Genomic DNA, 24,612 nt, shown 5'->3' with positions numbered 1-24,612 from the left:
TTAGATCGCGCGTTCAGTTTTTCGGCTTCTTCATCGTGGGTCATCAATCACGCCGAACTCTGTGACGGGCATGATCCAGTAGACAAGGCCGGTTCCGGCGAACGCCGTTTTAAGGCGGGCGAGCAATTGCGTGGCATCCGATCTTTCCAAAATGATACGCACCAGGACCATGTCCGCGCTGCCTTTGACCCGCTCGGCCGTCGAGTGCAGACGGACCGTCGGGCCGTAGCCGGCGCCATCGGATGCAGTGAAGCCCGATACCAGGTCGCGTTGCTCGCTCAGATAATCGAACAACTCATCGCGAAGCCTGCGGGCGGCGATCAGCGTCAGGCAAACAGGCTCAACTGTCATGGGGCCGTCCTCGCAACGCTGCCGAACCGGCGATAGAGGATCGGCAGAAGGATCAGGGTCAAAAGGGTCGACGACAGCAAACCACCGATGACCACGATCGCGAGCGGCTTCTGGATTTCAGAGCCGGGGCCAGAAGCGAACAGCAACGGGACCAGTCCGAGCGCGGTGATGCTGGCGGTCATCAGCACCGGCCGAAGCCGGCGCTGCGCGCCTTCCACGACAATGCGATCCTCGGCAACACCGTGGGCGCGCAACTGATTGAAGTAAGAGACGAGCACAACCCCATTCAGGACAGCGATGCCGAGCAGCGCGATAAATCCGACCGAGGCCGGCACCGACAGATATTCCCCCGTCAGGACCAGCGCGAAGACACCGCCGATGAGTGCGAAGGGGATATTCACCAGGACCATCAACGCCTGCCGGATCGAGCCGAACGTGGTGAACAGCAGAACGAAGATCAGTCCGATGGCGACCGGGACAACGACGGACAGGCGCGCGGCGGCGCGTTGCTGGTTTTCGAACTGGCCTCCCCAGGTGAGCCGATAGCCCTGCGGCAGCGCCAGGTCCGCCGCCACCTTCTGCTGTGCGGCCAGGACGAAGCCCACCATGTCGCGCCCCCGAACATTGGATCGGACCACGCTCATCCGGGCACCATCTTCGCGGTCGATCTTGACCGGACCGTCAACCCGGTGAATGCGGGCCACCTGAGAGAGCGCCACGTGCTGACCGGACGCAAGCGTCAGGGGCAGATTGACCAGCATGGCAGGTGCCTCGCGAGTCTTCTCACTGCCGCGCACCAGGATCGGCGTACGGCGTCCCGCTTCCAGCGCCGTGCCGATGGTCCGGCCCTCGATCTGGGTGCGCAGCGAGGCGGCAATTCCGTCCACTGCCAGACCAAGGCGGCCCGCCTCCAGCCGATTGACCGCGACCGTATAATACTGCGCGCCCTCGTTCAGCGTCGTGTAGACGTCCTCGGCGCCATTGATGCCGGTCAGGATCGCAGACAGCGCGCTCGCTATCTCATTGAGCTTCGTAATGTCAGGACCGAAGATCTTCACCGCGACGTCGCCACGCACACCGCTGATCATCTCCTGAACTCGCATGTCGATCGGTTGCGTGAAGCTGAGGGACAGCCCCGGAAAGTCGGCGAGCACCTGTCGAAGCTGCTGTAGGAGGACAGCCTTGTCGGTCGTCTTGCGCTCCTCCAACGGCTTCAAGACCAGAAACGTGTCGGTCTGGTTGAGGCCCATCGGATCGAGGCCGAGCTCATCCGATCCCGTTCGCGCGATAACCCCCGCGATGTCGGGTACCCGCGCCAGAATGGCGGCCTGAAGCTTGCCATTTATCGCAATCGACTGATCGAGATTGATGGACGGGATTGCCTCGACGCTGATGATAATGTCGCCTTCGTCCATGGTCGGCATGAATGTCTTGCCGAGCTGCGTGTAGGCAAAGCCGGCCGCAATGAGGGCCGCCACGGCCGCGATCATCACCTTGCGTTCATTGGCCAGCGCCCAGCCAAGCGCCGGCGCATAGCCGCGCGACGCCTGGCGGATCAGCCATGGTTCCCAGTGCGGGGCCGCCTTGAGAAGAAACGACGTCGCGACGGGAAGCACCGTGAGCGCCAGCAACAGCGAGGCAGCCAGCGCAAAGATGATCGCAAGCGCCACGGGGATGAACAGCTTCCCCTCAAGACCCTGCAGCGCAAGCAGCGGGACGAAAACGATGATGATGATCATGACGCCCGTGGCAACCGGTTCCAGCACCTCGCAAACCGACCGGAACACGATATGGATGAGCGGCGTCGTCTTTCCATCCTGATCCTTGCTGAGGTTTCCCACGATATTCTCGACAACGACTACCAGGGCGTCGATCAACATGCCGATGGCGATCGCGAGGCCGCCCAGACTCATCAGATTGGCCGACATGCCGACCAAGCGCATGACGATCAGCGCGATCATGATCGCGAGCGGCAGGCTGACCGCGATGATCAGCGAGGCGCGCCAGTTGCCGAGAAACAACAGCAGCAGGACGATGACGAGGACCGTGGCTTCGCCGAGCGCTCGGACAACGGTTCCGACGGCGCGGCCGACCAGCCGGCTTCGATCGTAGAACACATTGATGGTCACGCTCTTCGGCAGCGAAGGCTGCAGCTCCAGCAGGCGCTGGCGGACGTCGCGTACGAGCTGGCCGGCATTGGCGCCGCGCAGGCCGAGCACGAGTCCTTCGACCGTTTCGCCTCGGCCGTCGATCGTGACGGCGCCATAGCGCGTCAGCGAGCCAACCTGAACGCGGGCGACATCGTTGACCCGGATCGGAATGCCGTCCCTTGTATCGACCACGATGGCCTTGATGTCCTCGATGGAGCGAATGCTGCCCTCGATGCGGACGAGAGCACTGTCTTCGCCCTGGTTGACGCGGCCGGCGCCGTCATTGCGGCTATTGGTCTCGATCGCGCGCCGGAACACGTCCGATGAGATGCCGCGCGCCGCGAGAGCTTCGTTGAGCGGCACGATCTCGAACGCCCGGACGTGACCGCCCAGCGAGTTGACGTCGGCAACTCCCGGGACCGTGCGCAGTGCCGGCCGGATGGTCCAGTCGAGCAGCGTTCGACGCTCGGCCAGCGAAAGATCGGGGCTGTCGATCGTGAACATGAACATTTCACCGAGAGGGCTCGTGATCGGTGCGAGACCGCCGGTCACGCCTTCCGGCAGATCGCGCGCGATGTTGGACAGGCGTTCCGAGACCTGGTTGCGAGCCCAGTAGATGTCAGTGCCATCCTCAAAATCGACGGTGATGTCGGCAAGCGCGTATTTTGTCGTCGAGCGAAGGATCTTCTTGTTGGGCAATCCGAGCAGTTCAAGCTCGATGGGTACCGTGATCCGCTGTTCCACCTCCTCCGGGGTGAGACCGGGTGCTTTCATGATCACCTTCACCTGAACGGGTGAGACGTCAGGAAATGCGTCGATCGGCAGGGTCGGCAGAACAACGATGCCTGCGCCGATAAGCAGAAGGACGCTCAACGCGACGAACATGCGCTGCGAAAGCGCGAACGCGACCAGACGCTGCAGCATCACTCGCCGGCTCCGAGCCGCAGCAAGATCCCGCGAAGCGCAGAGATGCCGCTGACGGCCACCTCATCCTTGTCCGTGATCACGCCCGAAACCACGACGTGATCCTGATCCTCCTCGACGAGCGTCACAGGCATCAGCCGAAATCCGCCCTCGATTGCAACAAAGACCGATGCCTTGTCGCCGCGCCGGACAAGCGCGCTGTATGGAATTTCCCAGGCGCTTTCACCGAAGGATAGAAAGCCGATCCGTACCGCCGCAGTTTGCCCGGGGCGCAGTTCGCCCATGTTCGGCACTTCCGCTCGCACCAGGACGGTTTGGGTCGCCGCGTCCGTTGTCTCCGAAACCAGTATGACCTGGCCCGGCGTCGCGTAGCCGTCGATTTCCACGCGCGCGCCCGGCCGGATGGCTCGGATACTCGACGCCGGAATCGCGATTTCCGCCCAAAGGGCCGACAAGCGCGCAAGCTTGACGAGCGGAGCCGCCTGCTCGACCCGCTGGCCCGGGGAAACCAGGATTTCAACCACCGTTGCCTGCTGGCGCGCTGTGACCGAGACTGTCGCCGAAATCGCTGTCTCGCTTGTCAGGCGCGAAATTTCCGCGTCCGGGAGTCCGCTGAGCCGGAGCATCTGACGTCGTTCTGCAACGGCGATGCTTGCCTGGCGGGCCTCAGCTTGAGTGGTTTCCAGAACGCGTTGCGACACCGCCTTTCCTTCAAACAGATCGGTGTTCCGCTTGAGCTGCTGAGCAGCAAGCACGTCCTGCGCGAAGGCCTGAAGGTAGTCACGCTGAAGCGAAACGAAACTGGGGCTCTCAAGCGTAACAAGCGGTTGGCCGGAGACGACCCGATCGCCGCGCGCAACCGACAGGCTGGTGACCATGCCCGCCACGGGCGCGCTCACGACCCACAATTGCGGCGTGGGGATAACGATCTGGGCGGGATAGGGCAGAGTCAGATCGGTCCGGCTCGAGATCGGATGTACAACGCGAACGCCCAAGGTCTGTGCCTGCGCGGGACTGAGCTTCACCTCCTCCTCAGCCGTCGACACGGATGGGAGGGCGATGAGCGCGACCGCAAACACGGTTCGAGCCAGGCTCTGCCGGGTGCGCAGGTGCAACCTCGCTTGACGGAGATTCATCATCAATATTCCATATGCGTGCGATCCAGCGAAAGATTGACCGTCGCTGAGATTGAACCAGTCTTGTCAGCTCTCGGGCGGTCGATCATGTCAAGCAACGCGAATTCGTGTACGCGGTGCCGGACGACCATCAGCCGGCCAGCGCTCGCCCACCCGGTGGCGTCCGACATTCCTGTCACTCGACAAATCGGCGGCCATTCCAACGGAGCGCTCTTGTCTCGCCACTGACGCCGGATATCTCGACCAGGGCCGTATCCTGATCGCCAAGCAGTCGAATATCGCGAGCGCGCACGGCAAGCACCCGCCGATATTGTCCATTGGTTGCGATATAGACTTCGTGCAGACATCCCGTGGTGCTGCAGTGGACTGACTTGTTGGCACAACGAAAGTCATCAAAATGAAGGGCGACGAGTTCACCGCCCGGAACAGTGAGATAGAGCGCAAACTGCTGCGCGGCAGCAATCGATCCACCACAGGCTGCCTCCCATTTCTGGACGATAGCGCGGAGTCCACGTGGCAGATTCTGGAGATGAGCAGGATTCCAATGATCCTGAGCTCTCCCACCATACGGAAATGCTGGCTGGAGCATTCCCCACAGACCGAAAAACGCAACTGCGATCGTCGAAACGAGTCTCCGCGATTTCATGGCTACCCCTCGACATCGAGTTGATCACGCTTGAATCCTCGCATGCCTGGCGGGAGAGTTGATTGACGCAAGTCAACGGATAACCAAGCTCAATCTCTCATTCGCGGCCGCGCGCGAAAGCCGGGTTGGTCGGAGTTCTACACGACAGTCCCGAACAGCTTTCCAATACCGGCGGTGAGCGCCAAGGCAAAGGCACCCCAAAACGTCACGCGAACGGTCGCCCGCAGAATGTTCGCACCGCCCGCCTTTGCGCCAGCCGCTCCCAGAGCGGCGAGAAAGCCCAATGATGCGGCTGAGACTATCGGGACCAATGAATTGCTCGGCGATACAATCACCATTAGCAACGGCATCGCCGCGCCCAGTGAAAACATTGCCGCCGAGGCAAACGCAGCCTGGACGGGGTGCGCGGCAGAGATTTCCGAGATTCCCAGTTCGTCGCGCGCATGGGTCCCCAACGCGTCTTTCGCCATTAACTGCTCGGCCACCTGCCGTGCTAAGGGCCTGTCGACCCCTCGCCCGACGTAGATTTCGGCCAGTTCGTCGAGCTCAGAAGCGGGGCTATCTTTCAACTCCTTGCGCTCTCGTGCAAGATCGGCCCGCTCCGTGTCTGACTGTGAACTGACAGAAACGTATTCGCCAGCTGCCATCGACATCGCTCCGGCCACTAAGCCAGCAATACCTGCAACCAGCACGTCGTTTCGCGTTGCGTTCGCGGCTGCGACGCCGACGATCAAGCTCGCGGTCGAGATGATACCGTCATTCGCTCCCAGGACGGCGGCTCGAAGCCATCCGATCCGATCAACAAGATGGCTCTCGGCGTGCGAGCGGAGGCGGCTCATGCCATTCTCCTGATGACGCCCTGTAATTGCGTCGCGTTCGCTACCGTGTTCGATACTGTGCCGTATTTCCGAACATTCTGATGCAGCAGATCAAGACGATGGTCGTCTTCATCGGTATCAACGATGATCTGATAGTCGATGGACGCCATTTTCGGTGGACTTTCCTGACGCACGCCGCTCAGGTGAATTTCGACGCCGCGAATATCGAATTTGAGCATCGGCGTCACTCGCTCAATCCCCTTGATCATGCAAGCAGCGATCGCTGCAAGAAGCAGCTCTGCTGGGTTGAACGCGTCATGCCTGCCGTTGACATCCGTATCGAGCGTAACGATTGCATCCTTGCAAGTGGCGATGCTTCCATGCGCGTCCACGCGTCGGGCGATCAAGCGATACTCCACCTTTGCGCTCCTTTCGATCTCGCCCCTGAGATGGTCGATCCGCTATTTGCGCTGCTCGCCGCAGGCCAGGTTTGATTTAGGTCAAACTGGTGAGCTTAAATATACGAGACTGTTACCTAGAAAGGTGTCTGTTCCGCCCTCAAGGATATTGCGTCTTGCAACCGCTGCGGCTGATTGAAAGCCCGACTTTGAGACGTAATGCCCGCGCTATTACGCTTCGGACTTGCCGAAGCAAGGTACAAAGCCAAGACACAGGATAGGCACAGCGAGATGTTCAGTTCAGCCTTGCGCTTCGGCGCGATCGCCCAATGGTTACATTGGGCCACGGTCATATTCGTAATTGCCGCCTGGTTGCTCGGCGTTTTCGGCGATTCGTTGCCTGGCAAGTTAGCACAAACGGCTGGCTTGTTTGTTCATATGGCCGCCGGACTGCTCGTATTCCTGTTGGCGGTCACGCGCCTCGCATGGCGCAGCATAGATGTAACGCGGTACGTGAATATCAACGGTACTGCACGGGCACGACTGCTTCTGATCGCATCGAAAGTCACCCATCTAAGCCTGTACACTTTGCTAATTATCGTGCCGCTCGTTGGCATCGGCGTTCAGTTCGCGAAGGGTAACAGCCTGCCGGTCTTTGGCCTGTTTCAAATTGCTTCGCCGTGGGTGGCCGATCGACCATTCGCGCGGTCGCTAAAAGAGATCCACGAACTGCTAGCTCATACGCTGATGGCGGTGGCGGCTTTACATGCAGCGGCAGCGCTGTTTCATCACTGGGTTCTGGGTGATCGTACGCTGCTTCGTATGCTGCCAGGCAAGTGAACGGTACCAGCCGCCTTGGCGGTTGGCCAGGTCACCCTCGATCAATTCGGAAACTTCGCAATGACAGTCGAGCCAGTCGATACCAGAACGCGCAGGTATTTGTTGCGGTCACTGACGTTGACGCATGCGGTGCTATATGGCCTCGGCGTTACTATCGGGGCGGGCATCTATGTTCTCGTTGGTGTGGCTGCCGGACGTAGCGGCATGCACGCGCCGCTGGCCTTCGTCGGCGCGGCATTGGTGATGTCCTTCACGGCCGCGTCATTTGCCGAGCTGGGCACGCGGATGCCGGTGAGCGCAAGCGAGGCTGCCTACGTGCAGAAAGCGTTTCGACGCAACTGGCTCAGCACCGGGGTCGGACTTCTTGTGGTGGTGGCTGCCGTCGTGTCGGCGGCCACGATCAGCGCCGGCAGTGCGGGCTACATCGCCGTCTTCGTGCCCGTCCCATCGGCCTGGATCATTGCGGGCGTCGTCCTGGCGATGGGCGCCATTGGTTGTCTCGCCACTGTGCAGTCGGTCTCGCTCGCAGGCTTCATGACGGTGGTCGAAGTCGGCGGACTGATACTGATACTTTTGGCCGGCCTGACGCTAGGTCCAGAGGTAATTCTCCGCCTGCCCGAAATGTGGCCGGCGTACGGCTCTGCAGCCTGGACCGGAGTCGCCGGCACGTCGCTCATCGCAGTCTTCGCCTTTATCGGTTTTGAGCATCTCGTCAACGTCTCAGAGGAAATGCGACAGCCGAGCAGTACATTACCGCGCGCGCTATTTCTGACTTTAGGACTCACAGCGCTTATCTATAGCCTAATTGTTTGGATCGCTGTCCTTGCGGTGCCGCCGGCCGAACTGGCCAATTCTTCTGCCCCGCTGGCGCTGGTGTTCGAACGCTTGACCGGACTACCGCTCGTCACCATGAGTGTCATTGCCGTAGTCGCGACGCTGAACGGTGTGATCGTGCATGTTATCATGATCGGGAGAGTGCTTTATGGCCTAGCCGACCAGGGCAGCTTGCCGAGATTCCTTGCCCAGATCAGTCCGATCACTCATACGCCGATTGCGGCGACAGCGATCGGCGTCGGCGCGATCTTATTATTGGCGTTGGCCGTGCCGCTGGTCGGCCTCGCCGACCTGACATCGCGTCTCACGCTGGCAATCTTCGCAATAGTCAATGCCGCGCTGATTCGAATTAAGCTGCGCGGGGACGGCGCGCCGACCGGCGTCTTCATTTGCCCACTTTGGGTTCCGGTCCTCGGCTTAGTCACGACGATTTTGCTGCTGGTCGCTGATTTGATTCCGCGATAATGCCGAAGCCGGGGAGCGACTTCTCGTCGTGCGATCGCACTCGCCAGAAAGCTTGGCATGTCGTCGATGGTAGCTCACGGCCTGCATGGAGTCGGCAATATCTATCACGCCAGCGGAAAACTCGATTAGGCCGACAATTGCCGATGCCACTGTCGCCTCCAAAGAAAACCCGCCGGGTCGCTCCGGCGGGTTTTTCGCATACCTGCTAGCAGTCCGGCATTACTGGCCCGCTGCGAGCATAGTGTCGCTGATTCCTTAACGAACAGATGCCTGCCCGGCGTCTGGCTGCTGTCAAAATCCGATGGAAGCGCGAATGATCGCGATGCACTTCGCCACCACCCTGGCGCCAGAGCTCTCCAGAAATAGGCGATCCAGCATGTACAAAATGAAGCCCGTCGATGCGAGAAGGAACACTGAAGTTCGGAAGTCGAAGAATCGCGAACGACGTCTCGCTAAATGTGAGAATCGAGGCCGCTTTGGCCCAGCCTTTAGCTCTGGCGTAATTCCCGGCCTTCGATCTCTTGCAACGCGCTCCATGGCCCAAGGAAGCAACTTGCAGATTAAATGCCGGTTAAAGAGGTAAAGAAAACTCGCCGGTCGCGCCGGCGGGTCAGTCGTTTCGTCTACCAGCTAGCGGTACGCATTACTAATCCGCCCTTGAATAGAATGCGCTTCAATTCTTAAAGAAGGATTCGCGAACGATACAGATGACATTCGACACATACGGGCATGTTCGCGGACGCCGAGGCCGATCAGAAAGCTGCCGAGGATATCCAGGCGCGTTTGCTCAGCGCCTAGTTGCACACCACTGCACATCCAGCACCTAACTATCTGATAACATTCGTCGCATTACGGATTTCGATTTCGAGGTTGGGCGTTTGACTGCTTCGAACGCAGCCGGCTTGTTTCCATGGCCTCGCCGGTCTAAGTCGCAAAGAGCGGATTTGGGCGGACCCTATCCGGTAGGCTCAGCGAAAGTGCTGCTCGGCTGTCGGACCGAGCTGCTCCCGATCAATGCCTGGAGCTAAATGGTGACACCTGAAGATTTAGTCCTGATCCGCGACATCGTCCTGAACGGCCGCCGCAAATACACGGCAGGCAACATCGACCGTAGTCGCTATGAGCGCCTCGTCGAACTCGGCTGGCTTATTCCTGTCATCGTGAATAAGACGGACGTCGTTTACGATGCGACTGATCAGGGTATTGCGGCTGCGGACTGATTGACCCGATCAATCATACTGCGATGCGAGGGGTTTTGATCGCATGGGCTTCCATGAGTAAGTCCGGCAGTGAATAGACGAGCTTCGTCAGTTTCCGCCCATGGGGTCTGCTCCTGTGGCGATAGTCCGAGCGTTGTCCTCGGTGTCTGCAGAGACAATCGCGATCTGCCGGCTCTTCTCGAGCAGGCGGGATGCCTCGCGATGACTGTCCAGAACTCTGGCCTGTACGGCACGCGCCCGTTGGCTCGACTCGCCGCATGTTCGTTTTGCGCCATGAAGGCTGGCCGCCGCCGCCCTCTGCGACACCCTACCGAATTCCATTTTTTTGCGGAACGCGGTTTTTTGAAACGGCGCGCGCTTGCTAGTGGGATCTATGATCCAGGTAACCAACGATGGCAGCGCCCACGGCGATGCCGATAATGATGCCAGCGGTTACGTTTTTAATAGCCAAGCCGAGAACAGCTCCGAGGCACAACCCGAGGGCAATACCTACCCCCATCCGCGAAGGACGTTGTTCCATCACATCCACCAATTGCGATGACTTGCAGAAACTCCGCGTTCCGAGCTTGTCATTCCTCGTCGATCACGTCATCCGACGGCAGTAGGTCGCCGGCGAACAGCTTGTCCTTGCTGAGCAGGCCGGCGTCCTCGAGCGCCTCGATGTCCGGCAGGTCGCGCAGCGTATCGAACCCGAACTGCGCCAGGAATGCTTTAGTGGTCACATAAGTGTATGGCGCGCCGGGCTGCGGCGCCCGCGGGCCGGACCCGATCAAATCCAGCCTGCGCAGATGCCCGATGACGTCGCGGCTGATCTCCTTGCCGAAAAACTTCCCCAGTTCGCCGCGGGTGATCGGCTGGAAATATCCCACACACAAGAGCACCTGCATCTCGCTCGCCGACAGCGCGCTGCCCGGCTCCCCGGTGCCGGTCGCGGTGCAGATCGCGTCGGCAAACTGTTTGCGGGTGCGGTGCTGCCAGCCGCCGGCGACGGCGACCAGCTCATAGGGCCGGCCGCGCAGCTCGGCCTGGATGTCGTCGATGATCAGATCGAGATTGCAGTCGGGGCCGACGACCTTCGCCAGCATGGCGCGGGTGACCGGCTCGCGTGATGCAAAGATCACGGCTTCGACGCGGCCCATCCACTCGCGCCAGCGCAGCGCGCTCGGCAGGTCCGTCAGCGTGGTATCCAGCGTAACGTTGGCTCTTGGTCGGCGTCCCATCTTAGAGCCCGTACAGTCTGAATGTGGGGCGGCCGGTCAGTTCGCGGACGACGCCGAGCGACACCAGGCGTTCGAACAGCCGGCGGCTGGAGCGATCGCTGGCGGTCTGCCCTCCCCGCGCCGGCTGCACATCCTCGCTGAGCAAGGTCGCCACCATGGTGTCGGCATCCCTGCTGCGCAGTTTTGGCGCTGCGGCGAGCAGACGATCGGCGCGGTGTCCGAGCTCGGCATAGCGATCCCAGGCGGCCGCGGCGGCGCGCGCATAAGCCAGGCTGCAGGTCTGCATCCAGCCTTGATCATCGCAGTTGGTTGCCGCGCGGCGCAGAGCATTTCCGGTGAGATGCGCTGCCAGCAGCGGCACCGGCGCCGGCCAGCTGAGGTGATGGGCGAGCACGGCATCGGCCAGCCACAGCGCCAGCGGCCAGCAGTCCGGGCGCAGCCGCAGGCTCATCGCCGCCGTTGCCGCGGCGGCGTGCACCGGATTGCCGCCGCCGATGCACTGCGCGAGGGCATATGCCATCAACTCCTGCAGCGCTTCGTCGTCGCGGTAAGCCAGCAGCGCCGGCAGCATGGTCGGCCAAGTATCCTTCAGCGTGAGCGCCTTGCTGGTCCCAAGGCGCCGCCAGGCGCCGAGCAGTCGGCCGGCGGGGCCCGGATCATCGCGGTTCTGGCGCAGATACCAGTGATCACGCAGCGTTGCTTCGTCTTCCGTGCGGCCGCCCTGCCCGGCCAGCTTAGCTGCGCATGTCAGCGCCAGGCGCTGGCGCCACAACGCGCCGAGCAGATGCTCGTCGCGCGCAATCGGATGCAGCGCCGCCAGCGCTGCGCCAGCCACGAATGGCGCAGCGTCCGCGATGCCAGAGACATCGCGCAGCCGCGCCCAGCCCGGCATCGGCGGGAAGCGGCGGGGCGGTGCGGGAATCAGGCGGACGCGAGAAGACATGCCGCAGCGTAAGTCGGCGCGGCGCTTTGCGCCATAAAAACCGCCAAAACCGCCCCAGGTTATGGTTAATAAAAACGAACGATAATGTTGCCTTATCATTCGTTTTGCCGATAGTCGCTGCGATGAGTCCTGCCGCCCCGTTTAGCGCCGAATCCCAGACCCCAGACGGCGCCGCTGCGCCCGACGGCGCGGCCGCCGCCGGCGATCGTGCGGTCGGAGACCTGGCGGGCGATGGCCGTAGCGCCCTGCCCGCCCCGGCCAGAGACTCCCGGATGCCGCCGCACCTCGCCCGGCTGGCCGACCGCGCCCGCGACTATGTCGATGCCGCGAGCTCCGCCAATACCCGCCGCGCCTATGCCGCCGACTGGAAGCATTTTGCCGCCTGGTGCCGGCGCCATCATCTCGAGGTGCTGCCGCCCTCGCCGCAGACCGTCGGACTTTACGTCGCCGCCTGCGCCTCCGGCGCCGCGGCCGCCGATGGCCTGCCGAATTCTGTCGCCACCATCGAGCGCCGGCTGTCGGCGCTGAGCTGGCATTACGCCCAGCGCGGCACTCCTTTGGACCGGGCCGACCGCCACATCGCTACCGTGATGGCCGGGATCCGCAACACCCATGGCGCCCCGCCCCGGCAGAAAGACGCGGTGCTGCCCGAGGACGTCATCGCCATGCTGGAAACCTTGGGTCGCGGCACCCTGCGGGGCCTGCGCGACCGCGCCATGCTGCTGATGGGTTTTGCCGGCGGGTTGCGGCGCTCTGAGATCGTCGGCCTCGACCTGCATCGGGACGACACCGAGGACGGCCGCGGCTGGGTCGAGATTCTCGACAAGGGCATGCTCGTCACTCTGCGCGGCAAGACCGGCTGGCGCGAGATCGAGATCGGCCGCGGCTCGTCGGATGTCACCTGCCCGCTCACGGCGCTGCAGACCTGGTTGAACCTTGCCCGCATCGGTCACGGCCCGCTGTTCCGCCGGGTCACCGGCCAGGGCAGGGAGGTCGGCCCGGATCGCCTGCACGACCAGGAGGTCGCCCGGCTGGTCAAACGGGCCGTGCTTGCCGCCGGCGTCCGCGCCGATCTGGACGAAGGCGACCGGGAGAGCAAGTTCGCCGGGCATTCGCTGCGTGCCGGCCTAGCCACCTCCGCCGAGGTCGATGAGCGCTACGTCCAGAAGCAGCTCGGCCACGCCAGCGCCGAGCAGACCCGGAAGTACCAGCGGCGGCGCGACCGCTTCCGGGTCAATCTGACCAAGGCGGCAGGGTTTTAGCTTTTGTTTGGCGTAGCTGTTGTTGGACGATCCGAACTAGGCTGCCTCAATGTCGGTCTGCGGAAAATCGCCACCCTTAAACATTAGGGGCTCGCCAAGATGATGAGCACACGCGTAAGCGAAGCAGTCCCCGAAATTCAGCCGAGCTGGGTGTCGACCTTTGCCGAAACGGTCGAAAGCGTTGAGTGCAATCTGGGCCGCCTCAGGCGGTACAGGCACCGCCGTGATCTCCATAAGCGACAAGTAACTTTCAACAGCCTCAGCAGCGTCGGCTATCGGAAGATTAAGAATGCGCGCGACGGCGATCGCTGTTTCCCATACTGCGAGAGGCGAAGTCAGTCGGGTTTTCGCGCGCTGGACCCGGGCGAGCAGCTCCCGCGCCTCATTTTCGTCGGTCAGCATCGCCGTGAGCGCCGACGCGTCGATAAACATCAGGCGTCTTCATATAGGCTGTCGCGGAACGCCTTATCCGCAGGCTTACCATTCTGCGGATCAGCCTTGGCTCTCAGATCGCGACAGAATTGTACCCCAAGATCGACTAAGCTCGGCGCGCCCTGTTCGCGCTCAAGTTCATGAGCCAAGGCAGCATGCACGGCCTCGGTCAAACCGATATTCTTAAGCGCCGCGACGCGCCGGGCTAACGCGTCCGTCTCGGGATTTTTAATATGGAAAGCCATGGGACGGCCTCTACCTTGCGTCGTGTAGCCTAATATAACGAGAAGGATAGACGATTAGAAGTGGCCGGTGTCCAATGAAACTAACTGAACTCAGCCCGTGTTTCTGAGCTGCCGGGTTTTGCCGGGAACTTTCGTCCTTGGCGCGCCGCCTTAAATTGACAGCCGTGCAGAATCAAAAATATCATAGTCATTTCAAGTAAGTATATAATACGTCAATTGCGCTCTGGGCGCTATATGACTCTCTTATCGAGAGCACTGCGGCAAGATCTCGACACAAGCCGCTTCCGGCCCGTCATGCCGCGCACTCGCGATTTCAATCCGTCGTAGACCCGGATTTGGCGCGTTAACCTTTCATTAACGGAAAAATCCTTGCCGGATTTCAAGAATCGGGCACATTCACACTTGAACGGTAATTTGCGTCGGAAAAGCGTTTTTTGGGACTGGTCTGATGGATGCGAACACAGATATCGATTTTGACACGACCATCCTGCAGCAGGGTGAGCTTGTCTCCGAGAAGCTGAACATATTGCGATTCGAGCAGTTCCCGCCTGATGCAACCAAAGGGCTTCGTGGATTCTCGCTGGCCGAAGTCGCTGCATTCTTAGGCGTCACCGCCAGTCACATCAAAAAAATCCACCTCGAGGGCAAGGGGCCTGAACCCGCCACCACGCCGTCGGGACGGAGGACTTACACGGCCGAGCAGATGATGGAGCTTCGCCAATTCCTGGACAAGAACGGGCGGGCCGATGTCAAACGGTACGTACCCCGGCGCCGGGCAGGGGAGTCGATGCAAGTCATATCGGTCGTAAATTTCAAGGGCGGTTCGGGCAAGACGACGACGGCCGCCCATCTCGCGCAATATCTGGCGCTGACTGGTCATCGTGTCCTCGTAATTGATCTGGATCCCCAAGCCTCGCTCTCGGCCCTGCATGGGATCCAACCCGAACTCGACAAAAACCCGTCGCTGTATGAGGCCCTACGCTACGATTCTAACCGAAAGTCGATCAGAGAAACGATCCGTCCTACGAACTTTCCTGGGCTGGACATCGTGCCGGCCAACCTCGAACTTCAAGAATACGAATACGAGACGCCTCTGGCTGCAGCGGACCGCAGCTCCAACGAAGGGCGAACATTCTTTACGCGCATATCGTCGGCTTTGAAGGACGTGGACGACCGATACGATGTGGTCGTGATCGATTGCCCTCCGCAGCTTGGCTATCTCACACTTACGGCGCTGATGGCTTCGACCTCGGTCCTGATCACCGTCCACCCGCAGATGCTCGACATCCTATCGATGTCGCAATTTCTGCTGATGCTCGGGGGCATCCTGCAATCGATTAAGGGTGCCGGCGCCGCCGTAAAACTCAAATGGTTTCGTTATCTCGTTACGCGCTTTGAGCCGACCGACGGGCCGCAGGCGCAGATGGTCGGGTTTATGCAGGCTATGTTCGCCGGCAATGTGCTCTCCAACCATATGTTAAAATCAACCGCTATCTCGGATGCCGGCATCACCAAACAGTCGCTCTACGAGGTAGAGAAGTCGCAGTTCATCCGCTCGACTTACGAGCGCGCCGTTGAAAGCATGAACGCGGTCAACAGCGAAATCGCCGGCTTGATTCATAGCGCATGGGGCCGGCGATGAGCGCTAAATTGACAGCCGTGCAAGTCGCCAGATTTCTTAATCGGATCAATTGTCTAGCTCCTAGATGGGGGGACCGGTCATGAGGAAGAATTTGCTCGGCACCCTCTCTGGCGCTGATGCGACGCAACGGGGGCCTGAGGTTCCAGCTGGGGCTACGACGGCTCGCGCTGACTATGCGATGCGCGGTGCTTCTGGCGCTATGCGCCGCTCTTTGGATGAACTCGCACAAGCATCCCAAAGGTTGATGGAAGGCGAAACTATCGTCAGCCTCGACCCCGCGCTGGTAGACCAGTCGCCGATCCTCGATCGCATCCAGGCAGAAGATCAAGAGTATCAAGAATTGTTGGATGCCATTCAGGCCCGCGGCCAAGATACCCCGATCCTAGTGCGGCCTCATCCCAAGGCGGCGGGCCGTTACGTCATTGTCTTCGGGCGCCGGCGGCTGAAAGTCGCGCTTGAGCTCGGACTTCAGGTGAAGGCCGTGATCAAGCAGCTGGACGACACTACTGCCATCGTCGCCCAGGGACAGGAAAATGCTGCTCGTTCCAATCTTTCGTTTATCGAGAAGGCGCGCTTTGCAAGACGTCTTTCTGATCTCAGCTACGGCAAGGACACGATAAAGGCGGCGCTGGCCATCGACGATACCTTGCTGTCGCGCATGCTCTCTGTCGCGGAGTTGATCCCGGACGCCGTGCTTGAGGCTATCGGCGCCGCAAAGGGTGTCGGCCGCGACCGTTGGGAGGAACTCAAGAAAATTGTGCAGACGCCGACGATGACCGCCAAGGCCGTCGCCTTCGTTGAGGGCGAGAAATTTGCCGAGGCACAATCGGATGCCCGCTTCAACACGTTGTTGAGCCACCTGCAATCCCAACGCAAACCTCAAGGTGGGCCGAAGCTTGCGAAGCCGACGACCTGGTCGCCGTCGGATCAATCCGTAAAGGTCTCAGGCAGGCGTTCCGGAAAGTCTTACACGCTTGCGCTGTCGGCTAAAGACGGGCCGCAACTCGGCGATTGGATTTTGAACAACCTGGAGTCCATTTATCAGGATTTCAGACGAGCGAAGAAGAAAACAGGAGATTAGACGAGCAAAAGAAAAAGGCCCCCGTCACGTCGCCGTTCCGGAAGCCCTTCTCTAAGTTGGCACTCTGAGAATCACACTTCCGCGAATCACTGTCAAGTCTTGGCGCCGTTTTCGGCGAGCAGATTTCTTTTGCCCTAACTGAGGGCGAACATATGAATACGCATACCCCCACGACGCCCTTTGGGCGGCGGTCGCTGACGCTCGCCCATGTGGCAAGCCAGATGGTGGCCACTGAAAGGCCGCCTGAGAAGGTGGTGCACAAATGGAAGGTTTATCAGACCATCTGTGCGGCAAGGCCCAGACTTGGCGTGTCCGAGCGATCGCTCTCGGTGCTGAATGCGCTCCTGACGTTTCATCCCGAGACCACACTGACGGGGGAGGGCGATTTGATCGTCTTCCCGTCCAACCATCAGTTGTCGTTGCGCGCACACGGGATGCCGGCATCCACGTTGCGACGTCATCTTGCCGTGCTGGTCGATGCCGGTTTGGTGGTTCGGCGCGATAGCCCGAACGGCAAGCGCTATGCCCGCAAGGGCACTGCCGGCGAGATCGAATTCGCTTTCGGCTTCGACCTGTCCCCGCTGGTTGTCCGATCGGAAGAGTTCGCAGGCCTCGCCGCCGAGATCCAGGCAGAAGCGCGGGCGCTGAAGTTAGTCCGTGAGCGGATCACACTATGCCGGCGCGACATCGCCAAGATGATCGCTACGGGCATCGAGGATGATGTCCCGACACGTCGGGGAGGGCAGGGCCCGGCCGACTGGCAGGAAGTCCACACGGCCTTCCGCTCCATCGTCGACGGGATTCCGCGCACCGCGACGAGACAAGAGCTCGAGCCGATCGCCGAGGAGCTGTCGCAGCTCGCGGATGACGTCCTCAATCTTCTCGAAACACACATTAAATCCAAGAATACGAGCGCCAATGAGTCCCATTTCGAGCGCCACATACAGAGTTCAAATACAGACCCCCTTATTGATATTGAACCTAGCCTTACAGAAGGCAGGGCTGAAACTCTCGAGACAAAGCCACGGGCCGAGGCGAGGGTGGAAGCGACCTATCCATTGGGGATGGTGCTGAACGCTTGCCCCGACATCGTCGACTACGCCAAGAACGGGATCGCGAACTGGCGCGATTTCCTCGCCACCGCCGCGGTCATCCGGTCGATGCTGGGGATCAGTCCAAGCGCCTGGGAGGAGGCCGAGAAGGTGCTGGGAGAAACGCCGGCCGCGATCGTGGTTGCGTGCATCCTGCAGCGCGGCGAGGCGATCAGATCCGCCGGCGGCTACCTGCGCGGCCTGACGCAGAAAGCCAGGGATGGGGAGTTCTCGCTCGGGCCGATTTTGATGTCGCAGATCAATTCGAAGCTTCGTGAAAAGCGGCGGGCGTGACGCGCAGCCTAAAACGCAGCTACGAGATCAGTACTGGCCGTTGCGCAGCGACCGAAGGGTCCATCGATAGCGCCGAAATCGCGGCAGGAGAATCTTAAAGGCCAAGCACATTGGGCACCTGCAGTCGCTCTAACTTTCACGCGACTGCGTCCCCAGTCAAAACCTGTACCATCGGCGTACGGGTTTTGAGGGTCGGCTTTCACGCAACACATGCGCAGGGAAAAACCCCTTCCGATCAGGAAGGGGTTATTGGACTGAAACCGTCGGAACAGTTTCTTCGAACGCCCCCGCCAGTGAAAGCCGAGCCAGGGGCCGGCGACCCGGAGCCTTAAGACGGCCCCGGATGCCCAGATCAGAAGGTCAATCCGCAAGCTTGACGGATAGCGATCTGAACCGGGGAGGGTGGCAAGGACGGATCGAACTCGCTCCGTGGTAACAGCGGGGGTTGCGCCATGAATCGAGGACGCTGACCGCGATGGGGTTGTGCCGCGTGAACGAGAAACGGATGGCATAGATAGACTGTGCCTGCGGATCCGGTCGCGGCGTCGATCGGGCAGTCCGCGCTGGAGGCGTAACCGTTCGCGGATATCTCCCGGAGTGTAGCTCCCTTTTCGCCATAGGGCAGAAGCTCCCGCGCAATCATGGCATGGGAGCCCCGGCGAATTCTCGTAGGAGCATCGTCCGGGCCAACATCCGACAGGAGGAACAGCATAAGGAGGGCTCGTCCGCTGCTCTTCACATCGGCTCGCCATTCCATAAAGTCCGGATTATCGATGCCAAAGCTCACATCGACATGCCAGCCATCATCCCCCGGCGCTTGCTCCGAAGGGAACCGGATCGGAAAGGTCCCAAGCCCCTTGGGAGCAATCCAACGGTCCACGCCGACGAGCTGATCATAGGCCTCGTGCAGGGCCGGCGTATTGGCCGCCTCAATAAAAGGAGGGGTGGATTTCGAGTTCACCCGGATGACCGGTCGAGTCCAGCCTTTCGGTTCGCTGGCTGACAAGCCGATATCTGTCCACAATTCATCTCGGCATTGCCTTGCAAGGTCAGCACTGAAGGCATTCTCGATTTTAACGAATCCGTCGTCAATGAAGCTCAGGACCCGACGGGATGTCAGGCCAATCTGCGCACTATTCGGCATTGCATGTATCTCCGCTCGGCTATCGCACTAGCGAAGCCGTCCTGATCTGAATCGGCGCGAAAAGCACCGGACGGCTGGCGGCCGTTCAGGAGCGGAAAGAACGTAGAAATGAACATCATGACGCTAGAATACCATGACAGTCGGAGCAGCCTCAAGGTCCACGCCGTGAATGCCAGGTCTTACCGCAGCCTTCCGAACGTCAGCGAACGCGCGTTTCCGCGCCGCGTTTTCTCAAAGCTGCGGGTGTGCCAACTACAGATCGAAGAAATGTTCCTCAGCTGAACATTTCTTTCCTCGCCCAGGACAAGGGTTGCAGTCCTGCGAGCGTCTGCGTTGTGGACCTGTCCGACTGAGGGTCGGATATGCGCGTGCGTTAAAGGCCGAGGTCTATCCCTCGGATACGGTGAGCCACAACTGGATCGCTCGCGTGGCACGCGTCCACTCGCTGGAACTTTGGGGTATGCTTCGTCCGTACTGCGCGCCGGCAAGCTCGCGGAGGGCGGCGAGGGCTGCTCGTTCAGCCTCGGCCATTGCAGCCGACGTGTTCGGCGTCGGTTGTTCTGTGGCCAGACCGTTAAGCAAAATGCGGGCTTCGTGATCCGTGCTGATCGCGGCGACCTTCAAAATCGATCGGCAGTAGCGGGCCTTGATGAGGCTTTGTTCGTCGCCCGTCTGAGCAGGCTTACGGAGAGACACAGTCATACTGTTCGAATGTCGCGTTGGTCGATGAGACCAGTAGAACGGGGATGGGTAGGTGTGAGTTCCCCTCCGTTCAACCCTCTTTCAGCAGGAAGCGTCTGCGGAGATGCTTCTCGATCTGCACTACAGTCGTCGCGGGGTCAGGATAGTGGCGGCGTTCGGTGGCATTCGTGAGTGCGGACCAATTGCCGCAGCGTGTCATACGCCCGCATCACTCATCTTTCGGTCGATCATCCGTTCTGAAGCACGTGATTTCACCCGTCTCTGACGATGCTGTCTGAGACGCGATGGACACATCGAAGCCCAGACACGTCAGTGCTTTCATCAGTCGCCAAACGGAAATCTCCTCAAGACGATCTTGCATCATCGAAACGATCTGTTTTGCGAGGAATTCCTTGGTCGCGGCTTCGTCAGGATCACTGCTTTTGCTCATGACGACTGGGTGCTCCCTGCAGGTCGGCCGAGCCGATACCAACGGCTCATTGTGCGCGCGACCCCCACGTCCTCGGCGATCAGCGCGAGATCGCTCGTTACGATACCGCGGCTGTTTCCCGGAAGGAGCGGGTGGCCTGCCCCCAAGCCCGTCAGGCAGACCGACGGCGGCGACGGGGCCAGGCTCCATTGGTCGATGATAGGGGCATCGTTCGGGACGTTGTAGTGCCCGTCGACGAGCATCATCAGGTCGATCGAAAGTTGGTCGATCCGGTGCACTTCCGCGACAATCTTAGCGATATCGACCGGGCGATCTTTTTTGATTACGAGCATTCAGTCCCTAGAGTTTAATGGCCGCCTGGGCGATCTCAACGGCGGCTTCGCGGATGGTCTGACTGCACTTGAAACGAGTCGTATTGATCAGATCGTGCAGGTCGTCTTCCGGAAGTTCTGGAATGCCCGGCATCAGAAACGACAGCGGCGTGCCCGGCTCCGGATCATGCTGCGCGATCTTTGCCGCTACATGGTCATCGCTCATGTTTTTCGGCCACGACACCGGCATCAAAAACTTCGGACGGTGACGCTTGTCAGGTGGCGTCCATGGGTGCGGCGCAAAGCCCTTCGAGCGCAGATAACGATCGAAATCCCTGTAGTCGATCAGCGCGGTTTCGATCTCATAGACCTCCCGGCGCACGGGAAAAATGACGACGGCGGGGTCGTTGAGCACGAGCTCCCAGATCGGCACCCGCGTCATATCGACAACGATCGCCTGACAATCGGAATGTCGGACAATCGCATTCATGATTGGCCTGTATGTACCGACATCTTCGTCAGGGACCCAGGCGGTTCGAAATGGCACGCCTTCAGCGCCAGCGATGACCGGGGGAACACCATCCAAAGTCACTTGGATGTGCAGCGGATTCCAACCCAGCGCGGCCAAGCCGGTCGCGAGAATGACGGCTGACGCGCTGCGGCCGCAGCCGCCTTTACTGCCGTGGAGGACGAATACTGGTGCCGACAAAGGATTCCCCCGTTAACGACTGGTTGTTCCAACGGTAATCGATTTCGCGACGGTCCAATTGTTGACAAGGACTCGGCGCCCGACGAGACAGATTCGCATGGCCATTCTCGTGTCCTCACGCTGCTCGGCGAGGGTGGAAAGACGGGCATGCAGTTCCCACCTCCGGTCCAGCCTCATAGGCATCTCGAAGCCTGGCGGTCGCGCGCGAGAGGCGCGAATGCAGCGTCCCGAGCGGCACGCGAAGCCGCTCCGCGATCTGCTCATGAGACAATTCATCGACACGGGCGAGCCAAATGATTTCCTGATCAGCCGCGGATAATTTGCGAAGCGCGTCTACCACGTCATTGACCTCGAGCCGCAGCTCTTGGTTTGCGGCGACCGGGAACTCCATCATATCCGCATGGCTGTCCTCCGCGGCCCCCGCTGGCACCAGCGGCACCGAAGTCCGGACATGGGCGCGCCGGCTCGCATTCCGGACATGTCCTTCCAGGATCGCCATCATCCAGCCGGCCAAGTTGTCGTCGGCGTACCTGTCCACGCTGCGCAGCGCAGTGACGAATGCGTCCTGCACGAAGTCCTCGGGCGCCCCAATGTGGGTTCGTTTGCCGATCAGGATTGCGGCATGCCGGCGCAACGCGGGGCGGAGGGCCACCATTCGGTCGATCATATCGGGGGCAAACTCGGGCAACATCGGCAGCTCTCCTTGTGAGGGCTGCAACCTGGCAGGATCTCATTCGTCTGTCTAGGATCTATTTCCCATTTTGTGGACCGACCTTGAAGCCGCTGAGCTTGGTCAACAATCTTGGCACGCTGTGCGTCCTAAGGTAGCAGATCACTCTGCGGGACGATCCGGATCGATCCGGATTGGCGCTGTTCTACATCCACCAAATCCCGTAGGAGAGCGGTTTCGAGAACCGTTGCGGGGGCGATTCAAAGACAAACGCAGTTTGCTCAAGTAACGGGGGGAGAGATCAAATCTCGCTGGCGTCAACCATGCTCGGCGTCGTGAGATGGGGCTTGCGCTGAGGTGCCCACCCATCGGCATAGCGCTCCACGAGATCGTCTACGCGGCAATACGCGGAACCTCGGTCGAAGCCCAGATCGGCCAAGCGGGTCACCAGTGCCTCGCACAGCGCAGCGAGTTCGCCGTCCTCATTCCGCTCGAGCACGTCAACGATCATCACGTGCAATGCCACCCGTGCGACATCGTCGCGCGAGGGTTTGCGCAGCATCTTCTGCTCCGCGCGGTAGCTCCGCTGATAACGGGCTTGCTCGCTCAGGCGCGTCATTCTCGATATTCGCATCTCTTCTCCTTTGGGCACGCCGGCGACGCTGCCGCCTCCCGCGCATATGTCTCAGCGATTCCATTCTGCCCCCTCACGTTGCAAGAAACCAATCCGCGCCGGCGATGCGCCGCCCGTTTTGAGCCGAGCAGGAAGGCCGACGCAGTTCCGAAATTCTGCCGGAACGATATCGCAGGCGCAGTGCAGATCGAGAGCGCCGTTTCCTAGGGGGGAGGGGTGATCCGTTCAGCGAACTATATCTTCCACGGCTGAATCAAAAATGTTGAACTTCGCAACACCAATCTTGAACTTTGCAACGGAAATTTTCGATATTGAATCGCTGGTCTCAATCTTTGAATCGGGAATACGCAACTGCTTCCGCGCTGGCGACAACTGCAATCGATGTCTCTGAACGTTGTCTCCGGTTTTCAGCAACGTGAGACGATGCCTGTACGCATCAAGGCGGTGTGCCGACACTGCTATTAACGTTCCCGCAAAGCCTGCGACGTTACAAAGCGATCCAGTTGGATGGATAGACTGACGCCATACATGTCGCAACGCGTGTCTCGAGTTTTGAATCGGCGTTGTTGGACTTTGAATCGATTATATCGATGCTTGTAACGACAATATGATGCTTTGAATCGCGCTTATTCATGTTTGAATCGCATTTGCGCAACTGTTTTCGGGGTGCATGCAACATTCATTGACGAAGTTTGCGTCATGGCACTAGCGCCGCCCATGCGGTGTTGCTGCTCAGCCTGTTTCCGCCTCTGGCTGCGCGATTCGCTGCCGTTTTCCTGCGCGAGCGGCTTTCGGTTCTGAAGATGATTGCGATTGCCTTCGGCGTCATGGGCGCAGCAACGCTGACGCTGTCCAAATCATCCGGTGCGCGACTACAACCGGCGACCTTCTGATTGATAGCGAAAATGCGGGCGGGGAATGCAAGATAGGATCTCGTCTACCGAGCGCCCGAGCCGGATTTCCGTCTTCGCCCGGCAAGACTCGGATCGGTACGCTTCAACGGGCGAATGATTTCGGAACGCGATTGGCAAAGTTGTCGGACCTCTTCCTCGATCATCGCTTTGATGGCCAGAGCCGCGCGGCCGAGCGGACGATCGCGGTGATGGAATAGGCCGCGGGTCACGGCCAGGCCCTGCAACGGTGCTCCGACGAATTCTCCCGAGCGGAGTTCGCGGTCGAAGGAAGAGGGCGGGACCACCAGAAAGCCGGCACCGGCGCGCAATGCTTCTCGACACAGCGTCAACGAATTCGCTTCCGTCAGGACGCGGAGCCGGAACTTCCCCCGTATCTCATGTTTCTTCAGCAGCGTGTGCATGAAACTTCCAACGATCAAAGGAAGGTCGTTCAGAACACTGGCCCTGAGGGACGCGTTGCGATCGCCGAAAGTCCAGTTCTCCAGAGTGCCAACCAGCCACATGGATTCCTCGAACAGAGCTTGCGACGCGAGCTCCGGATGCTGCGCTTCGAAGCTCATGATGCCCAAGTCAATCTTCCCGGCAAGTAAAGCATCGCGAACCGCGAGAGCGTAGTCCTCTTGCAGATAGAGCTCGATCTTCGGATATCTCGCAAGGCTCTGAGACAGCAGTCGACCCATGAAAAGATTGGCGATCGATGGCGGGAAACCCAGCCCAACCTGACCAAGAGGCTCGGCCCCCTCCGAACGCAATTCGGCCTCGACCTGCTGAAACGTTCTAAGAAGAAGCTCCCCGCGCGCGAGCAATATGTGGCCCGCTTCTGTCGGTTCGACACCCCTGCGGTGTCGCATGAGCAATCGAACGCCCAAAGAGTCTTCCAACAACTGGATACGACGGGAGAGGGCGGGCTGGACTACGCCGAGAGAGACGGCGGCCTTCGAAATGCTGCGCTGCCGGGCCGTCTCGATAAAAAAGCGGAGCGAGATCAAATCCATGTCGACATGATATGCTGAATAGGCATGGCGTGCATAGTAAATATCTATTTTAAAGATACCAGAAAACGTGACCATTCTCCCTCAAGCCCCGCGAACGAGGGCGTAAGCGGG

Annotated in this window: 26 protein-coding genes; 9 read left to right on the top strand and 17 right to left on the bottom strand. The window is 60.2% G+C overall.

The genetic code is table 11. The features are described 5' to 3' along the window. Window positions 1-30 precede the first annotated feature (30 nt). The 6 genes from AB8A38_RS30165 to AB8A38_RS30140 all read right to left on the bottom strand — a co-directional run bounded on the left by AB8A38_RS30165 (window position 31) and on the right by AB8A38_RS30140 (window position 6,432). Window positions 31-351, bottom strand: coding sequence for a DUF3240 family protein (locus AB8A38_RS30165; protein WP_439088722.1), 321 nt, complete (start codon window positions 349-351; stop codon window positions 31-33). Then, entirely contained in the window at window positions 348-3,425 is a 3,078-nt protein-coding gene (locus AB8A38_RS30160) for an efflux RND transporter permease subunit (protein ID WP_439088721.1), read from the bottom strand. The genes AB8A38_RS30165 and AB8A38_RS30160 overlap by 4 nt, the downstream gene beginning before the upstream one ends. Further along, on the bottom strand, window positions 3,425-4,564 hold the full coding sequence (locus AB8A38_RS30155) for an efflux RND transporter periplasmic adaptor subunit (protein ID WP_439088720.1): 1,140 nt from the start codon (window positions 4,562-4,564) through the stop codon (window positions 3,425-3,427). Before AB8A38_RS30155 ends, AB8A38_RS30160 begins: the two co-directional genes overlap by 1 nt. Window positions 4,565-4,736: 172 nt before the next feature. Beyond that, window positions 4,737-5,207 (bottom strand): hypothetical protein, encoded by a 471-nt coding sequence (locus AB8A38_RS30150; RefSeq protein ID WP_439088719.1) that lies wholly within the window; start codon window positions 5,205-5,207, stop codon window positions 4,737-4,739. A gap of 137 nt (window positions 5,208-5,344) precedes the next feature. Then, complete coding sequence (locus AB8A38_RS30145) at window positions 5,345-6,046, bottom strand: VIT1/CCC1 transporter family protein (protein ID WP_439088718.1); 702 nt, start codon at window positions 6,044-6,046, stop codon at window positions 5,345-5,347. Beyond that, on the bottom strand, window positions 6,043-6,432 hold the full coding sequence (locus tag AB8A38_RS30140; protein ID WP_439088717.1) for an OsmC family protein: 390 nt from the start codon (window positions 6,430-6,432) through the stop codon (window positions 6,043-6,045). Before AB8A38_RS30140 ends, AB8A38_RS30145 begins: the two co-directional genes overlap by 4 nt. A gap of 210 nt (window positions 6,433-6,642) precedes the next feature. Here AB8A38_RS30140 and AB8A38_RS30135 point away from each other — a divergent pair, with 210 nt between their 5' ends. The 3 genes from AB8A38_RS30135 to AB8A38_RS30125 all read left to right on the top strand — a co-directional run bounded on the left by AB8A38_RS30135 (window position 6,643) and on the right by AB8A38_RS30125 (window position 9,782). Further along, window positions 6,643-7,263 (top strand): cytochrome b, encoded by a 621-nt coding sequence (locus tag AB8A38_RS30135; RefSeq protein ID WP_439088716.1) that lies wholly within the window; start codon window positions 6,643-6,645, stop codon window positions 7,261-7,263. A 60-nt stretch (window positions 7,264-7,323) separates the two neighbouring features. Next, window positions 7,324-8,562: an APC family permease gene (locus tag AB8A38_RS30130; RefSeq protein WP_439088715.1), complete on the top strand. Its 1,239-nt coding sequence runs from the start codon at window positions 7,324-7,326 to the stop codon at window positions 8,560-8,562. A gap of 1,028 nt (window positions 8,563-9,590) precedes the next feature. Continuing rightward, the gene (locus AB8A38_RS30125; protein WP_210291521.1) at window positions 9,591-9,782 is read left to right on the top strand and encodes a TenA/THI-4 family protein; all 192 of its coding nucleotides are present in this window, start codon (window positions 9,591-9,593) and stop codon (window positions 9,780-9,782) included. Window positions 9,783-10,351: 569 nt separating this feature from the next. Here AB8A38_RS30125 and scpB read toward each other — a convergent pair. Continuing rightward, on the bottom strand, window positions 10,352-11,002 hold the full coding sequence (gene scpB / locus AB8A38_RS30120; protein ID WP_439088714.1) for an SMC-Scp complex subunit ScpB: 651 nt from the start codon (window positions 11,000-11,002) through the stop codon (window positions 10,352-10,354). 1 nt (window position 11,003) lies between these two features. After that, on the bottom strand, window positions 11,004-11,945 hold the full coding sequence (locus AB8A38_RS30115) for a DUF1403 family protein (protein WP_439088713.1): 942 nt from the start codon (window positions 11,943-11,945) through the stop codon (window positions 11,004-11,006). Window positions 11,946-12,067: 122 nt separating this feature from the next. On the opposite strand from AB8A38_RS30115, the gene AB8A38_RS30110 reads away from it, so the two are divergent. Next, window positions 12,068-13,207, top strand: coding sequence for a site-specific integrase (locus AB8A38_RS30110; protein WP_439088712.1), 1,140 nt, complete (start codon window positions 12,068-12,070; stop codon window positions 13,205-13,207). Window positions 13,208-13,243: 36 nt separating this feature from the next. Here the strand turns inward: AB8A38_RS30110 and AB8A38_RS30105 are convergent, their stop codons facing one another. Together AB8A38_RS30105 and AB8A38_RS30100 are read right to left on the bottom strand one after the other, a co-directional pair. Further along, the gene (locus tag AB8A38_RS30105) at window positions 13,244-13,639 is read right to left on the bottom strand and encodes a type II toxin-antitoxin system VapC family toxin (RefSeq protein ID WP_439088711.1); all 396 of its coding nucleotides are present in this window, start codon (window positions 13,637-13,639) and stop codon (window positions 13,244-13,246) included. Next, window positions 13,639-13,884, bottom strand: a complete 246-nt coding sequence (locus AB8A38_RS30100) for a type II toxin-antitoxin system VapB family antitoxin (RefSeq protein WP_120286850.1) — start codon at window positions 13,882-13,884, stop codon at window positions 13,639-13,641. Before AB8A38_RS30100 ends, AB8A38_RS30105 begins: the two co-directional genes overlap by 1 nt. Before the next feature lie 448 nt (window positions 13,885-14,332). Here AB8A38_RS30100 and repA point away from each other — a divergent pair, with 448 nt between their 5' ends. From repA to repC, 3 genes are all read left to right on the top strand, one after another. Further along, on the top strand, window positions 14,333-15,526 hold the full coding sequence (repA, locus tag AB8A38_RS30095) for a plasmid partitioning protein RepA (RefSeq protein ID WP_439088710.1): 1,194 nt from the start codon (window positions 14,333-14,335) through the stop codon (window positions 15,524-15,526). A gap of 79 nt (window positions 15,527-15,605) precedes the next feature. Next, window positions 15,606-16,607, top strand: coding sequence for a plasmid partitioning protein RepB (repB, locus tag AB8A38_RS30090; RefSeq protein WP_439088709.1), 1,002 nt, complete (start codon window positions 15,606-15,608; stop codon window positions 16,605-16,607). Between the two features lie 152 nt (window positions 16,608-16,759). After that, on the top strand, window positions 16,760-17,992 hold the full coding sequence (repC, locus tag AB8A38_RS30085) for a plasmid replication protein RepC (protein WP_439088708.1): 1,233 nt from the start codon (window positions 16,760-16,762) through the stop codon (window positions 17,990-17,992). A gap of 352 nt (window positions 17,993-18,344) precedes the next feature. Here repC and AB8A38_RS30080 read toward each other — a convergent pair whose 3' ends face one another. Next, window positions 18,345-19,136, bottom strand: coding sequence for a phytanoyl-CoA dioxygenase family protein (locus AB8A38_RS30080; protein WP_439088707.1), 792 nt, complete (start codon window positions 19,134-19,136; stop codon window positions 18,345-18,347). A 108-nt stretch (window positions 19,137-19,244) separates the two neighbouring features. Here AB8A38_RS30080 and AB8A38_RS30075 point away from each other — a divergent pair, with 108 nt between their 5' ends. Further along, on the top strand, window positions 19,245-19,418 hold the full coding sequence (locus AB8A38_RS30075; RefSeq protein WP_439088706.1) for a hypothetical protein: 174 nt from the start codon (window positions 19,245-19,247) through the stop codon (window positions 19,416-19,418). A gap of 628 nt (window positions 19,419-20,046) precedes the next feature. Here the strand turns inward: AB8A38_RS30075 and AB8A38_RS30070 are convergent. From AB8A38_RS30070 to AB8A38_RS30050, 5 genes are all read right to left on the bottom strand, one after another. Beyond that, on the bottom strand, window positions 20,047-20,268 hold the full coding sequence (locus AB8A38_RS30070) for a hypothetical protein (protein WP_439088705.1): 222 nt from the start codon (window positions 20,266-20,268) through the stop codon (window positions 20,047-20,049). Further along, on the bottom strand, window positions 20,265-20,600 hold the full coding sequence (locus AB8A38_RS30065) for a DUF6634 family protein (protein ID WP_439088704.1): 336 nt from the start codon (window positions 20,598-20,600) through the stop codon (window positions 20,265-20,267). The genes AB8A38_RS30070 and AB8A38_RS30065 overlap by 4 nt, the downstream gene beginning before the upstream one ends. Window positions 20,601-20,607: 7 nt before the next feature. Further along, the gene (locus AB8A38_RS30060) at window positions 20,608-21,207 is read right to left on the bottom strand and encodes a hypothetical protein (RefSeq protein WP_439088703.1); all 600 of its coding nucleotides are present in this window, start codon (window positions 21,205-21,207) and stop codon (window positions 20,608-20,610) included. Between the two features lie 196 nt (window positions 21,208-21,403). Beyond that, window positions 21,404-21,979: an RNA polymerase sigma factor gene (locus AB8A38_RS30055; protein WP_439088702.1), complete on the bottom strand. Its 576-nt coding sequence runs from the start codon at window positions 21,977-21,979 to the stop codon at window positions 21,404-21,406. Window positions 21,980-22,259: 280 nt separating this feature from the next. After that, window positions 22,260-22,577 (bottom strand): hypothetical protein, encoded by a 318-nt coding sequence (locus AB8A38_RS30050; protein ID WP_439088701.1) that lies wholly within the window; start codon window positions 22,575-22,577, stop codon window positions 22,260-22,262. Window positions 22,578-23,284: 707 nt separating this feature from the next. Here AB8A38_RS30050 and AB8A38_RS30045 point away from each other — a divergent pair. Further along, window positions 23,285-23,485, top strand: a complete 201-nt coding sequence (locus AB8A38_RS30045) for a hypothetical protein (RefSeq protein ID WP_439088700.1) — start codon at window positions 23,285-23,287, stop codon at window positions 23,483-23,485. A 44-nt stretch (window positions 23,486-23,529) separates the two neighbouring features. Here AB8A38_RS30045 and AB8A38_RS30040 read toward each other — a convergent pair whose 3' ends face one another. After that, window positions 23,530-24,576 carry a LysR family transcriptional regulator gene (locus AB8A38_RS30040; RefSeq protein WP_439088699.1) on the bottom strand — a complete coding sequence of 349 codons (1,047 nt, stop codon included), beginning with the start codon at window positions 24,574-24,576 and terminating at the stop codon, window positions 23,530-23,532. Window positions 24,577-24,612: the final 36 nt, after the last annotated feature.

It is taken from the genome of Tardiphaga sp. 839_C3_N1_4 (genome assembly GCF_051811045.1).
Taxonomy (GTDB): domain Bacteria; phylum Pseudomonadota; class Alphaproteobacteria; order Rhizobiales; family Xanthobacteraceae; genus Tardiphaga.
This window is presented reverse-complemented; position numbering and strand designations above follow the sequence as displayed.